This window comes from Cryobacterium psychrophilum, from assembly GCF_004365915.1.
In the GTDB taxonomy this organism is placed as follows: Bacteria; Actinomycetota; Actinomycetes; order Actinomycetales; family Microbacteriaceae; genus Cryobacterium; species Cryobacterium psychrophilum.
The window spans coordinates 2317442-2330317 of record NZ_SODI01000001.1 but is presented as its reverse complement, the minus strand read 5'-3'; the positions used below and the strand labels follow the sequence as shown (position 1 = coordinate 2330317).

13 protein-coding genes are annotated in these 12876 nt (G+C 66.2%); 5 read left to right on the top strand and 8 right to left on the bottom strand.

Annotated features, from left to right (window positions below; all coding sequences use genetic code 11):
- Window positions 1-6: 6 nt before the first annotated feature.
- The 7 genes from EDD25_RS10945 to EDD25_RS10915 all read right to left on the bottom strand — a co-directional run bounded on the left by EDD25_RS10945 (window position 7) and on the right by EDD25_RS10915 (window position 7560).
- Entirely contained in the window at window positions 7-309 is a 303-nt protein-coding gene (locus tag EDD25_RS10945; RefSeq protein ID WP_134173302.1) for a rhodanese-like domain-containing protein, read from the bottom strand.
- Entirely contained in the window at window positions 306-1970 is a 1665-nt protein-coding gene (locus tag EDD25_RS10940; RefSeq protein WP_134173301.1) for an FAD-dependent oxidoreductase, read from the bottom strand. Before EDD25_RS10940 ends, EDD25_RS10945 begins: the two co-directional genes overlap by 4 nt.
- Window positions 1971-2212: 242 nt before the next feature.
- Window positions 2213-3049 carry a MetQ/NlpA family ABC transporter substrate-binding protein gene (locus tag EDD25_RS10935; RefSeq protein ID WP_134173300.1) on the bottom strand — a complete coding sequence of 279 codons (837 nt, stop codon included), beginning with the start codon at window positions 3047-3049 and terminating at the stop codon, window positions 2213-2215.
- An 81-nt stretch (window positions 3050-3130) separates the two neighbouring features.
- Entirely contained in the window at window positions 3131-3898 is a 768-nt protein-coding gene (locus EDD25_RS10930; protein ID WP_241986529.1) for a methionine ABC transporter permease, read from the bottom strand.
- A 2-nt stretch (window positions 3899-3900) separates the two neighbouring features.
- Window positions 3901-4887, bottom strand: a complete 987-nt coding sequence (locus EDD25_RS10925) for a methionine ABC transporter ATP-binding protein (RefSeq protein ID WP_134173299.1) — start codon at window positions 4885-4887, stop codon at window positions 3901-3903.
- 205 nt (window positions 4888-5092) lie between these two features.
- A complete protein-coding gene (locus tag EDD25_RS10920; protein ID WP_134173298.1) occupies window positions 5093-7336 on the bottom strand; it encodes a heavy metal translocating P-type ATPase in 2244 nt (747 codons plus the stop codon).
- Complete coding sequence (locus tag EDD25_RS10915; protein WP_134173297.1) at window positions 7333-7560, bottom strand: heavy-metal-associated domain-containing protein; 228 nt, start codon at window positions 7558-7560, stop codon at window positions 7333-7335. Before EDD25_RS10915 ends, EDD25_RS10920 begins: the two co-directional genes overlap by 4 nt.
- A 114-nt stretch (window positions 7561-7674) precedes the next feature.
- On the opposite strand from EDD25_RS10915, the gene EDD25_RS10910 reads away from it, so the two are divergent.
- Together EDD25_RS10910 and EDD25_RS10905 are read left to right on the top strand one after the other, a co-directional pair.
- Entirely contained in the window at window positions 7675-7998 is a 324-nt protein-coding gene (locus EDD25_RS10910) for a metal-sensitive transcriptional regulator (protein ID WP_134173296.1), read from the top strand.
- Between the two features lie 100 nt (window positions 7999-8098).
- Entirely contained in the window at window positions 8099-8806 is a 708-nt protein-coding gene (locus EDD25_RS10905; protein WP_134173295.1) for a response regulator, read from the top strand.
- A gap of 68 nt (window positions 8807-8874) precedes the next feature.
- Here the strand turns inward: EDD25_RS10905 and EDD25_RS10900 are convergent, their stop codons facing one another.
- Window positions 8875-9732, bottom strand: a complete 858-nt coding sequence (locus EDD25_RS10900; protein ID WP_166671280.1) for a universal stress protein — start codon at window positions 9730-9732, stop codon at window positions 8875-8877.
- A 220-nt stretch (window positions 9733-9952) separates the two neighbouring features.
- Here EDD25_RS10900 and EDD25_RS10895 point away from each other — a divergent pair, with 220 nt between their 5' ends.
- The 3 genes from EDD25_RS10895 to EDD25_RS10885 are packed head-to-tail and all read left to right on the top strand — an operon-like array spanning window position 9953 to window position 12829.
- The gene (locus EDD25_RS10895; protein WP_134173293.1) at window positions 9953-11008 is read left to right on the top strand and encodes a zinc-dependent alcohol dehydrogenase family protein; all 1056 of its coding nucleotides are present in this window, start codon (window positions 9953-9955) and stop codon (window positions 11006-11008) included.
- Between the two features lie 51 nt (window positions 11009-11059).
- Window positions 11060-11911: a universal stress protein gene (locus EDD25_RS10890; protein WP_134173292.1), complete on the top strand. Its 852-nt coding sequence runs from the start codon at window positions 11060-11062 to the stop codon at window positions 11909-11911.
- A 48-nt stretch (window positions 11912-11959) separates the two neighbouring features.
- A complete protein-coding gene (locus EDD25_RS10885; RefSeq protein WP_134173291.1) occupies window positions 11960-12829 on the top strand; it encodes a hypothetical protein in 870 nt (289 codons plus the stop codon).
- The last annotated feature ends 47 nt before the right edge of the window (window positions 12830-12876 follow it).

Genomic DNA, 12876 nt, shown 5'->3' with positions numbered 1-12876 from the left:
TCATGATCAGGCTCCCTGCTGAACCGGCAGGCCGGCCTGCTGCCAGGCGATGGTTCCTCCGGCCACGTTCACGGCGTCGATCCCACGCCCGGCCAGATAGGAGACGGCCTGTGCGCTGCGCCCACCGGCTGCACACACCACGTAGACGGGGCTCGCATCCGGAACGTCATTGACGCGGGCCACGAAGTCGCTCAGGGGAATATGAGTGACGCCGGGAATGTGCGCGTTGGCGTATTCATCATCTTCGCGAACGTCCACGATCACGGCGTCAGGGAGGGCGGACAGTTCGGTTACGGTGATCTCGTTCATACGAGGATCCCTTCGGGAGTGGTGCGGGTCGTGCGGAGAGAATCGCCGGCGAGCCAGGTACGGTAGCCGCCGTCAAGATTGCGCACGTCGAAGCCGTGCTGGGCAAGAATACGGGCCGCCGTGTGGCCGCGCTGGCCCACCTGGCAGTGAACGATCAGCGAACCCGGCGGCAGATCCGCCAAGCGGTGGCGCAGGTCGTCGAGCGGCACATTGATGGCGCCCGGAATGGAGCCGGCGTCGAATTCGCCGACGTTGCGCACATCCACAAGCGCCGCACCGGCAGCGAGGGCCCCGGCGAGTTCGTGCCACTGAATGTTGCGACTCGTGGCGGCGCGCAGGTTATCGGCCACGTACCCCAGCTGGTTGACGGGGTCTTTCGCTGAGGCGAACTGCGGCGCGTACGCGAGTTCCAGCCGTGTGAGAGCGGATGCCGTGAGCCCGCCCGCTCTCGCCGTTGCGATCACGTCGATGCGCTTGTCAACCCCACTGCCGCCCACGATCTGGGCGCCGAGTATGGCATCCGTCTCCGAATCAATGAGCAGCTTCATGCTCATGGTCTCGGCGCCCGGGTAATAGCCGGCATGCGAGGCGGGATGCGTGTGTGCAATCCGGTGGGCGCGGCCAGCGGCGACGAGGCGTTTCTCGCTCCAGCCGGTGAGGGCCACGGTGAGACCGAAAAGCCCGACGATCGACGTTCCGAGCGCGGGTGCGGCAGGCTCTGGCTGCCCGGCAATGCTGTCCGCGGCCGCGCGCCCGTGCCGGTTGGCGAGGCCCGCCATGGTCACGAGCAGGGGTTCGCCGGTCACGGCATCCGTTTTCTGCACGCCATCGCCGACCGCGTAGATGAAGGGGTCGCTTGTGCGCTGGGTTTCATCGACCCAGATGCCGCCACTGGCACCGATGCGCAGGCTCGCCTGGGCGGCGAGCGAGGTGTCGGGGTGTACTCCGCTCGCATCGATCACGAGGTCGGCGTCAACGGTGGTGCCATCACTCAACGCAAGGACGAGGTTGCCAGCGGATGCACCAAGCACCGTCGTACCGAGCCTCACGTCGACGCCGTGCTCCTGCAGCGTCGCGAGCAACGGGGCGGCCATCTCGGGGTCAAGGGGAGTCAAGGGCTGCCCGCTGAGCTCCACGAGCGTCACGTGCACGCCGCGGTGCACGAGGTTCTCCACTGCCTCGAGCCCGATGAACCCGGCTCCGATGACCACGGCGGTTGCGCCCTCCGGCCGCGCCGAGAGCACGGACTCGATGTGGTCGACGTCGTCGATCGTTCGCAGGGTGGAGGTGGTCAACCCGCTTGGGGCTGCACGTGCAGACGCGCCGGCCGCGAGGATGAGACGGTCATAGGTTTCGGTCGAGACGTCGCCGGTGAGCGTGTCACGCACCGTGACCGTGCGCTCGCGCCGGTCGATGGACGTGACCTCGCGGTTGATGCGCACGTCGAGGCGAAAGCGGGACGCGAGCGATTCGGGCGTCTGCAGCAGCAGGTCGGAGCGGTTCTTGATCACGCCGCCCACGTAATAGGGCAGTCCGCAGTTGGCGAATGACACGTACTGCCCGCGCTCGAAGACCACGATCTCGGCCGACTCGTCGAGCCGACGCAGCCTGGTTGCCGCGGACATGCCGCCGGCCACCCCGCCGACAATAAGTGTTCTCATCTCATACCTCCACCTTAAGTGTGTCCACGGGGGCATCCGCACGCCAGCCCGCGGCCACACCGGAGCCTTGGGCCCGCTGTGCTGGGTTCTCTACCGAGCAGCACCCGGGGAAGCCCCCATGCGCACCGCTCTCGCCCGCCCCCGCAGGTTCTATTTCATCTTACGGCACGTCGCGCGGGACGGCTCGATCACGGAGAGAACGACGCGGGGGACGGTCGATCAGCTCGAGCGGATCTGGTAGATCAGACGGCTGGGATGACGAGTCCGCCCCAGGTGTCGATCATGAACTGCTGGGTCTCATCGGAGAGCAGGAGTTCCTTGAGCTTCACAATGCGCGGGTCGTCTTCGAGCTCCGGCGTGGTGGCGAGCACGTTGAAGTACGGGCTGTCCGAGCCTTCGAGCAGGATCGCCTGGTCACCGGTGAGGCCAGCCGGCAGCGCGAACGAGATGGTCACGAACGCGACGTCGACATCCTGCACGGCCTGGGGCAGGGTTGCGTTCTCGATCTCCAGGAACTCGTACTTGTGCGGGTTCTCGGTGATGTCGGCGAGCGCAGTGGGCTCATCCGTCGTTTCGATCAGGCCCTCGTCGGCGAGGATCTTGAGCGCACGGCCCTCGTTGGTCGGGTCGTTCGGGATGGCAATGCTTGCACCGTCCTCGAGATCGTCCAGGGACGTCACGGTGTTGCTGTAGAACGCCGCGCTCGGCAGGTAGATCTCGCCGACGCTCACCAGGCTTCCACCGGCCTGCTCGTTGTAGGTGTCGAGGAAGGTGGCATTCTGGAACAGGTTCGCGTCGATCGAGCCGTCGGACAGTGCCACGTTGGGAGTGTTGTAGTCCGTGAACTCCTGGAACGTGATGTCAAGTCCCGCATCAGCCGCCAGGTTCTCCTCGACGAACTTGAGGACGTCGCCGGCCGGGGTGGCCAGAGCGCCAACGGTGAGCGTCCCCAGACTGTCCCCGTCAGCGTTCGTGGCGGCGGAGTCGTCTGAGGACCCGGCGCAGGCGGTGAGGGCGAACAGGGCGGAGATGGCAACGGCGGCACCGGCAAGGTGCGTGCGGCGGGAGGTGAAGCGCATGGGTGGACTCTTCTCGTGGTGGTGGTCGTGGTGACCGCGCCGTCATGCTGACTTCGACGCGGTCGAGCTGGGTTCTGGGGGCTACGCGCCGCTCACGGCGCTGGGGCGCAGCACCGACGACGCCTGGGCTGCCCGGTTTGGCCGGGACTTGTGCGCGAAGCGCTTGGCCAGCATCGTAGCCAGCCCCTGCAGGATCATCACGATCACGAAGATCACGATGACCACAGCGACCATGTGGATGGTGCTGTAACGCTGGTAGCCAAAACGCACCGCAACGTCGCCAAGGCCGCCACCGGCGACGGTGCCCACCATGGCCGAAAAGTTGATGATCGAGGTGACCGTCGTTGACAGGCCGAGAATCATCGGTGAGAGTGCTTCCGGCACAAGCACCTTGGAAACGATCTGCCAGCGAGTGGCCCCGAGCGACTCCGCAGCCTCGATCAGGCCCGTGTCGACCTCCTTGATGGCGATCTCCACCATGCGAGCGAAGAACGGGATCGCCACGATCGCCAGCGGCACGATGGCGGCGGTGGAGCCGATGAATGTTCCCACCACCAGTCTGGTGAACGGGATCAACGCGACCATCAGGATGATGAACGGCACGCTCCGGCCGAGGTTGACGGCGAACTCGAGCGCCCGGTTGATGACACGGCCGAGGCGGCGGGAGCCGAACGGGCTCTCGATCAGGCCGCCGGGTTCGGTGCCGACGAGCACGATCCCCAGCGGAAGCCCCACGATGATTGTGATCAGCAGCGAGACGCCCACCATGTAGAGGGTCTGGCCGGTGCCAACCAGGAGCACCTGGAAAAGGTCAGACCAGAATTGCGGCAGCGATGGATCCAGAAGCACGGCTATTCCCCCACGATTTCGACGAGCATGCCCTGGCTGCGCAGGTCCGCGATCGGGCGCGCATGACCCTCGGGGCTGCCCGGCAGCGCCAGCCTGGTGCGGCCGGCCTGATTGCCGCCGATGGTCTCGATGGCGGCGCCGAGGATCGATACATCGAGGCCGTAGCTGCGCGCCAGCTGGGCGATCACCGGACTGTCGGCAGATCCGCCGCTGAACGTGATGTCGATGACAGTGTCGCCCGGTCGTGCCGGAGCGTCCCCGAGCGGGAACAATTCGTGGGCGAGCCGGGACCCGGCGGTGGAGATCAGCGAGACGATGCGTCCGTGTTCAACGATCCGGCCGTCTTCGATCAGCGCAGCGGAGTCGCAGATGCGCTTGACGACATCCATTTCGTGGGTGATGAGCAGCACGGTCAGGCCCAGGTCGGTGTTGATGGTTTTGACCAGGTCGAGGATCGAGCGGGTGGTCTCAGGGTCGAGGGCACTGGTGGCCTCATCGGAGAGCAGCACCTTGGGTCTGCCGGCCAGCGACCTGGCGATGCCCACCCGTTGTTTTTGGCCGCCGGAGAGTTCGGCGGGGTAGGCACTGGCCTTGTCGGCGAGTCCGACCAGGTCGAGGATCTCAAGTGAACGGCGGCGCCGAGCGTCGCCGTCGACCCCGATGATCTCGAGGCCGAGTTCCACATTCCCGCGAACCGTGCGGCCGGCCAGCAGATTGAAGTGCTGGAAGACCATGCCGATCTTGCGGCGGGCTTGACGGAGCGCTGCGGGCGACAGCGCGGTGAGCTCGTCGCCGTCGACCGTCACTGTGCCGGAGTCGGGTCGCTCAAGCAGATTGATCGCCCGGATCAGGGTGCTCTTACCCGCGCCGCTCTGGCCGATCACCCCGAAGATCTCGCCCTCGGCCACCTCGAGCGAGACGTCCTGGAGGGCAGCGGTGACGGTGCCGCCGGAGCGGAAGGTCTTGGTGACGTGCTGAACGGAGATCACGATGGTCCTGAAGTTTCGCGCGGCCTGCTACCGCTGACTTCTGAGTGTGTCAACCCAAACGCCCACGGCAAAATCAGTATGACGGAATGTGTCCACCTCCCCTGGGACGCCCCGGCAGCCCGGTCGCCTGGGCCGATTGGGCAGCCCAATCGGCCCCGGCCACTCAGAGAGGGATACCCAGGGGCCTGCGGCGCACGGCGGCGTCCTAGTTGGCGAGCGCCCGGAACCGGCGCAGGCGCAGGCTGTTGGTCACCACGAAGACCGACGACAGCGCCATGGCCGCTCCGGCAATGAGCGGGTTGAGCAGGCCAAGCATCGCGAGCGGGATGGCGGCAACGTTGTAGGCGAAAGCCCAGAACAGGTTCGCCTTGATCGTCCCCAGGGTGCTGCGCGCCAGGCGAATGGCATCCGCTGCCGCGAGCAGGTCGCTGCGCACCAGGGTGAGGTCGCTCGCTTCGATGGCAACGTCGGTGCCTGTGCCCATGGCAATGCCGAGGTCGGCGGTGGCGAGCGCCACGGCGTCGTTCACACCGTCACCGACCATTGCCACGACGGCTCCCTCGGCCTGCAGCCGACGGATGATCTCCGCCTTGCCCGCGGGAAGGACCCCGGCGGTCACCTCGTCGATTCCCACCACTGCGGCGACGGCTCGCGCCACGACCTCGTTGTCGCCGGTGAGCAGAATCGGGCGCAGACCCAGTTCCCGGAAGCGGGCGATTGCGGCCGCGCTCGTGGGCTTGACGACGTCGGAGACGCCGAGCACCCCGCGTGCCTTGCCATCCCATGCCACGACGACGGCGGTCTCGCCATTCGCCTCAGCTACGCCGAGAACGGCGGACAGCTCAACCGGCAACGCAATGCTCCACGCCTCGGCCAACCACTGCGCGCGACCCACGACAACGAGGTGACCATCAACGACGGCGCTGACCCCAAGGCCCTGCTCGGAACCGAACGACTCCGCGACGGGCAATTCGCCCACCTGGGCACGGGCGCCGGCGACAATTGCCGCCGCGATAGGATGCTCGGAGCCATTTTCCGCAGACCCCGCGAACCCGAGCAACTCAACTTCGCTGCTGCAGCTGATGGCCATGACGGTGGCGAGCGTCATGCTGCCGGTGGTCACGGTGCCAGTCTTGTCGAGCACGATCGTGTCGACCCGACGCGTAGATTCGAGCACCTGTGGCCCCTTGATCAGGATCCCCAGTTGCGCACCGCGCCCGGTGCCGACCAGCAGGGCGGTGGGCGTGGCCAGCCCGAGCGCGCACGGACACGCGATGATGAGCGTCGCCACGGCGGCGGTGAACGCGAGCTCCGGTCCGCCGCCCACGAGCAGCCACACCGCGAGGGTGCCCAGCGCCAGCAGGATGACGATCGGAACGAACACCGACGACACCCGGTCGGCGAGCCGCTGTACATCGGCCTTTCCGGTCTGCGCCTGCTCCACGAGTCGCCCGATGTGCGCAAGTTCCGTATCGGCGCCCACGCGGGTGGCCTGCACCACGAGGCGTCCGCCGGAGTTGAGCGTCGCCCCCACGACGGCGTCGCCGGGGCCCACCTCGACGGGCACGGATTCCCCCGTCAGCATACTGGCGTCCACGGCGGAGGTTCCCGTCACGACGTCACCGTCGGTGGCGATCTTCTCCCCGGGGCGCACGACGAACTGGTCGCCCACCACGAGGGAGTCCGTCGCGACGCGAGTCTCCACGCCGTCACGCCACAGCGTGGTTTCTTTCGCGCCGAGCTCGAGCAGGGCGAGCAAAGCCGCTCCGGAGCGGCGTTTGGCGCGCGCTTCGGCGTACCGCCCGGCCAGGATGAAGACCGTGACCGCGGATGCCACCTCCAGGTAGATCTCGCCGGCCCCGCCCTGCGGTGACGCCGTGAAGCTGAAGCCCATCGTCATACCGACCATGCCTGCGGTGCCGAAGAACAGGGCGAAGAGCGACCAGCCGAGCGCGGCGAAAACGCCGACGCTCACGAGGGTGTCCATGGTGGCCGCGCCGTGCCGGGCGTTCGTCCAGGCCGCCCGGTGGAAGGGCCACGCGCCCCAGACGGCGACGGGAGCCGCGAGGGTGAGGGCCAGCCACTGCCAGTTGTCGAATTGCAGGGCCGGGATCATGGAGAGCAGAACCACCGGCAGCGTCAGTGCCGCCGACACGAGCACGCGGCGGCGCAACTCCTCGACCTCGTCGGCCGGACCGGGCGCACCGGGCGCACCGGCGCCGTCGTCCGCCGGCGGTGCCGGCAGCGTCGCCGTGTAACCCGTCGCCTCGATGGTGGCGATGGCGTCGGTCGCGGAGGTGCCGGCCGGCATGAGCACGGTGGCCTTCTCGGTGGCGTAGTTGACCGTGGCCTCAACCCCCGGCATCCGGTTGAGCTTCTTTTCTATGCGGGCTGCGCAGGACGCACAGGTCATGCCCCCTACGAGAAGGTCGACCTGCGACGTGGTCATGAGGCGATCGGAGCGAGCTGGTAGCCCGCTTCTTCGATGGCCGCGGCTATGGCGACGGGGTCGGGCAGAGACTCACTCGTCACGGTTACCAAGGAGGAGCCACCCTTGACGAGCTTGACGCTGACATCGTGGGTGCCGGCAATGAAGCCGATCTCCTCTTTCACGCTCGCCACGCAGTGCTCGCACGTCATGCCCGTGACCAGGTACGTGTTCTCGATGCTCATGATTCCCCTGTTACTGTTGTTGCTCTCCCCGATTAGGGCTAGCCTTAACCATACCCCTTGGGGGTACTCATCTGCCAAAGTCGCAGGCGATCCAGAACAACGAACGGAACCCACATGGCCGAGCCGCTCACGGTCTCACCCGACGATCACCAGGGCCCGCACGGGTACATCTCCAACAAAGACGACTACCTCAAGCGCCTGCGTCGTATCGAGGGCCAGGCGCGCGGGCTGCAGGGCATGGTCACCGACGACAAGTACTGCATCGATATCCTGACCCAGGTCTCTGCGATGACGAGCGCACTGCAATCCGTGGCCCTCGGGCTTCTCGACGACCACCTCAACCACTGCGTTCGCGATGCAGCGGCCGCGGGAGGCGAAGAGGCAGACGCCAAGATTCGGGAGGCGTCAGCCGCGATCGCGCGGCTCGTGCGCTCCTGATCGACAGCTACGGACGTTCGGCCCTACCGACGCGCCTCCGCCTGCGCGACACTGAGAATCAACGCCCATCCGGCATGTGCCGCGCAGCGAAAGGAACACGATGCGCAACAGCCCCGATACCGTGACGGATGCCGCCACGAGGCCGGCAGATTCCGAGTCGCAACCGGCGTCCCCACCGGCCGCCACCCGCGTCTTCATACTCGACGACCATGAACTCGTTCGTCGGGGCCTGCGCGAACTGCTCGAAGACGAGGGCTTCGACATCGTCGGCGACACCGGCCTCGCCGAAGATGCCACCCGGCGCATCCCCTCGCTGCACCCCGACGTGTGCATTCTTGATGCCCGACTGCCCGACGGCACCGGTATTGAGGTATGCCGGGACGTGCGCTCGATCGACCCCACACTGCAGTGCGTCATCCTCACGAGCTATGACGACGAGCACGCCCTGCGCGGCGCGATTCTGGCCGGCGCGGCAGGCTATGTGCTCAAAGAGATTCGCAGCGACGACCTGCTCGATACAATTCGGCGGGCAGCCGCCGGAGCGAACCTGTTCGACCCGGCCACCCGCCTCAGTGTGATCCAGGGCATGACCAACCCGCAAGACGCTCGTCTGGCTTCCCTCACGCCGCAGGAACGCAGGGTGCTCGACCTCATCGGTGACGGGCTCACGAACCGCGAAATTGCCAAGTCCATGTTCCTGGCCGAGAAGACGGTGAAGAACTACGTCTCGTCCATGCTCGCCAAACTCGACTTCCAGCGTCGAACCCAAGCGGCCGTCTATGTGACCAAACGCGACTTCGACCGCTGAGCCGGACACGTGGCCAGGCGGCGGATGCTGCGGTCACGTGACCGCAGCATCCGCCGCCTGGCCGTGGCCTACCGGTGGTGCTTCGTGCGCGTGATCACCGTGGGGCACGGTGCCTGGCCGAGCACCTCATGGCTCACCGACCCCATCCACAGCCGGCTGATAACGCCTCGACCGTGGCTGCCGACCACGAGGAGTTGCGCATCGGCGGCCGCTCTGAGCAGTGCGCTGGCCGGGGTCCCCTCGGTCGAGAGCACCTGGTGCACTGTGAGGTCGGGGTAGCGGGAAGTCAGGCCGGCCACGCACTCGGCCAGCACCGTGCGCTCCTCGTCGAGTCGTTCGGCAACGCTGCTCTCGGGGATGTGGCGCAGCACCCGCTGGGTGGGGATGCGCGCCGCGTACACGGCTGTCAGCTCCTGACCCGTTCGATCGGCCTCGGCGGCGGCGAATTCCACCGCGACGATGGAGTCCTCTGAGCCATCGACGCCCACGACCACTCCCGAGCGGTCACCGGACGACAGCTGCGGAATGACGGCAACCGGGCAGGAGCTGAGGGCGGCGATCTGCAGGCTGGCGCTGCCGAAGAAGTCCCCGTTGAAGCTGGTCTTGCGGTCGGTTCCCACCACCACGATGCTCGCGTCTTCCGAGAGCTGGCTCAGCACGCGTGGAGCAGTGCCCGTGCGCAGCATCGCGGTCGTGTCCACCTCGGGGGCCAGCTCGGTCGCTCGGTCTCCAATTTGGCGCACGAGCGATTGTTCCTCGTTGAGGATCATGTCGTAGTACCCGTAGCCTTCGGCAAGCCAGGCCGACTGCACCGTGTGCACGATGCTCACCGGGCAGTCGAGCGCTTCCGCCCGGCTCAGCGCCCATTTGAGTGCGGCTTCACTCGCTGCCAAATCATCAACACCGACGATAATCTTCCGGTTCACGGGGTTACCTCGTCTTTCCGAGGGAGTGCTGTCAATGACGGCCTCCCGGCTAGGGCAGTCGTGTCGCTGCTCACGCTCACTATCCCGCATCCCGGACGGCGCGCATAGGGGCAGAAGTCCCGCCCCGCCCGCTCATGACCTTTGACCCTAGCCACGTCACCGCACCTGCCCTACTGTGGTTGTCACTGCGGCACGTACAGTGCCCGAAGAGGAGATGGCGATGAAGGCACTTGTGTATGGCGGCCCCGGTCTCAAGTCCTGGACCGATGTTCCAGATCCCCAGATCGAGAACCCTACCGATGTCATCGTGCGGGTAGACACGACAACGATCTGCGGTACCGATCTTCATATCCTCAAGGGAGACGTGCCCGCCGTCACAGTGGGCCGCATTCTCGGCCACGAGGGAGTGGGAACGATCTCCGAGATTGGCGCCTCGGTGACGAGCCTCGCCGTGGGTGACCGTGTCATCATCTCCTGCATCAAGTCATGCGGTCACTGCGTCAATTGCAGCGCCGGTCTCTTTTCACACTGCCTCGGCGACGAGGGCGCATCCGGTATCGGCTGGGTCTTCGGCCACCTCATCGACGGCACGCAGGCCGAGTTCGTGCGTGTGCCCTACGCCGAGAATTCGCTGCACAAGGTGCCAGCTGGCGTCACGGACGAGCAGGCGGTCATGCTCTCCGACATTCTGCCGACGGGCTTCGAGATCGGTGTGCAATACGGCCGGGTCAAGCCGGGTGACGTCGTTGCCGTCATCGGCGCCGGGCCGGTAGGCCTGGCGGCCATCGCCACCGCGGGACTCTACGGGGCAGCCACCATCATCGCCATCGACCTCGACGAAAACCGTCTTGAGCGGGCCGCTGACTTCGGGGCAACGGATGCCGTGGTTTCGGGTTCCGCAGACTGGAAGGAACAGGTTCTGGCCCTCACGGACGGCGCCGGAGTCGACGTGGCTATCGAGGCCGTGGGAATTCCGCAGACCTTCACGATGGCCACGGAGATCGTGCGCCCCGGCGGCAGCGTCGCAAACGTTGGTGTGCACGGCGCCCCCGTCGACCTGCACCTGGAGAACCTATGGATCCAGAACATCAACATCAGCATGGGACTCGTCAACGCCAACACCACCAAAATGTTGCTGAAGCTCGTGGCCTCCGGCAAGCTTCCCGCCGAGAAACTCGCCACGCATCACTTCACTTTTGACCAGTTCCTGGAGGCCTACGACACCTTCTCCCGCGCGGCCGAAACGAAAGCCCTGAAGGTCGTGATCGCCCGCTAACGTAGTGACCAGCTACACGGCATTCGGGTATATCGGCGAAAGGTAGTGAGCATGATTGAGAAGTCGATTGTGGCCTGGGACGGGCGGCCGCCGGCCAAGGCCGCCCTGGACTGGGCACTCGAGCGTTCCGCCGGACGTGAACTCGTGATGGTTCGTGTCGTGGACCGCACGAGCGACTCTGCCGACTATTTCATGCCCGAATCCGTGGCAGAGACGGCCCCGATCACGTTGCAGAACGATGTCGATCTGGTGCAGGCGGCCAACCCCTCCGTGATCGTGCGCAGCGAGGTGCTGCCGGGAGATCCCATCGAGGAACTCAAACGACTCTCCGCCGAAGACACGCTCGTGGTCGTGGGCACCCATCGCCGTGACGGTCCGACCGTTCGGTATGAATGGTCGGTGGGTGCTCGATTGGCCGGCGCCGCTAATGGTCCGGTGGCCATCATCCCGGAAAGCGACGACTCACGTGGAGAGGGAATCGTCGTGGGCGTCGACGGGTCGTCCGCGGCCAACGCTGCGGTGGCCTTCGCTGCGGCCGAGGCGCATCGCACGAACGAAGAGCTTCATCTTGTGCATGCCTGGCAGGAGCCGCTCATCTGGCCCGAATCGACGGTTCCCGACATTGAGTTCCTGCAATCGCTCGAAGACATCCACCGCCACGTGCTCGATGAGTCCGTCGCGTTGGTCGGCTCGATCTACCCCAACGTGCGGGTGAGCTCCTCGCTCATTCGCGGTGCCCCCCAGTGGGCGCTGCGCGATGCGGCACGCGGGGCCAGCCTCCTGGTGGTGGGCAACCACGGCGTGCATGGCCTCAAACGTTTCTTGCTGGGATCGGTCAGCCACTCACTCGTGCTCAACATTCAATCGCCTACCGTGGTGGTGAACGCCACCTCCACCCTCTGAGCCGCCGACTCCCAGCCTGACCTAGAACCGTCCAGCTAGGGTTTTGGCATGAGGTCTTTCCGGGCGACGCGCCACCGCATGCTCGCGCTGGCCGCGATCGTGGCCCTGCTGCTCGCGGGGATCGTGGCGGGAATGACGTCGGCGGCGCCAGCCGAGTCGGCTTCGTTCGACCCGGGGTTCATCGTGAGCGACTACAACTTCTTCAACGCCGACGCCATGACCAATGCCGATGTGCAGACCTTTCTCGAGGACCGCACATGCGTGCGCAGCGATGCGTCGCCGTGCGCCTGGGAGTACCGCGAAACCACGACCGACCAGCCGGCACAGCCGGCCGGCCATTGCACCGCCTATGCGGGCGCCGCCCACGAACCGGCCAGCCGCATCATCACGAAGGTCGCGGAGGCCTGCACCATCTCACCACGGGTTCTCCTCGTTCTGCTGCAGAAGGAGCAATCCCTGCTCACCCGGCCCACAGAGCGCGGCTACCTGCGCGCAACCGGTTACGCCTGCCCCGACACAGCTGACTGCGACGCGGAATACTTCGGGTTCTTCAACCAGGTCTACAACGCGGCGTGGCAGTTTCGGCAGTACACGCAGCACCCCGATCGGGCCTACCAGCGTGGGGCAGTCGACGTGGGCTTCAATCCCAACGCCGAGTGCGGGTCCTCCACGGTGCAGATACGCAACCAGGCGACCGCCAACCTCTACAACTACACCCCGTACCAGCCCAATGATGAGGCCGTGGCCAATCAGGGCCAGGTCGGCGACGCCTGCTCAACGCACGGCAACCTCAACTTCTGGGCGTTCTACGACAAATGGTTCGGGGATCCAACGGCCAGCCCCTATCCCGCATTCTTCGACGAGTGCCTAAACTATCCGGCAGGGCGGGACTGCGCCGCCCCCGCCCTCGTGCCCTAGGACGCTGCTGATTAATCTGGGGTATTAAGGCGCGCCTGCTCGGGTTT

Coding starts and splice junctions, on each gene's coding strand:
- EDD25_RS10945 (WP_134173302.1), bottom strand. CDS start 309: ATGAACGAGATCACCGTAACCGAACTGTCCGCCCTCCCTGACGCCGTG.
- EDD25_RS10940 (WP_134173301.1), bottom strand. CDS start 1,970: ATGAGAACACTTATTGTCGGCGGGGTGGCCGGCGGCATGTCCGCGGCA.
- EDD25_RS10935 (WP_134173300.1), bottom strand. CDS start 3,049: ATGCGCTTCACCTCCCGCCGCACGCACCTTGCCGGTGCCGCCGTTGCC.
- EDD25_RS10920 (WP_134173298.1), bottom strand. CDS start 7,336: ATGACCACGTCGCAGGTCGACCTTCTCGTAGGGGGCATGACCTGTGCG.
- EDD25_RS10915 (WP_134173297.1), bottom strand. CDS start 7,560: ATGAGCATCGAGAACACGTACCTGGTCACGGGCATGACGTGCGAGCAC.
- EDD25_RS10910 (WP_134173296.1), top strand. CDS start 7,675: ATGGCCGAGCCGCTCACGGTCTCACCCGACGATCACCAGGGCCCGCAC.
- EDD25_RS10905 (WP_134173295.1), top strand. CDS start 8,099: ATGCGCAACAGCCCCGATACCGTGACGGATGCCGCCACGAGGCCGGCA.
- EDD25_RS10895 (WP_134173293.1), top strand. CDS start 9,953: ATGAAGGCACTTGTGTATGGCGGCCCCGGTCTCAAGTCCTGGACCGAT.
- EDD25_RS10890 (WP_134173292.1), top strand. CDS start 11,060: ATGATTGAGAAGTCGATTGTGGCCTGGGACGGGCGGCCGCCGGCCAAG.
- EDD25_RS10885 (WP_134173291.1), top strand. CDS start 11,960: ATGAGGTCTTTCCGGGCGACGCGCCACCGCATGCTCGCGCTGGCCGCG.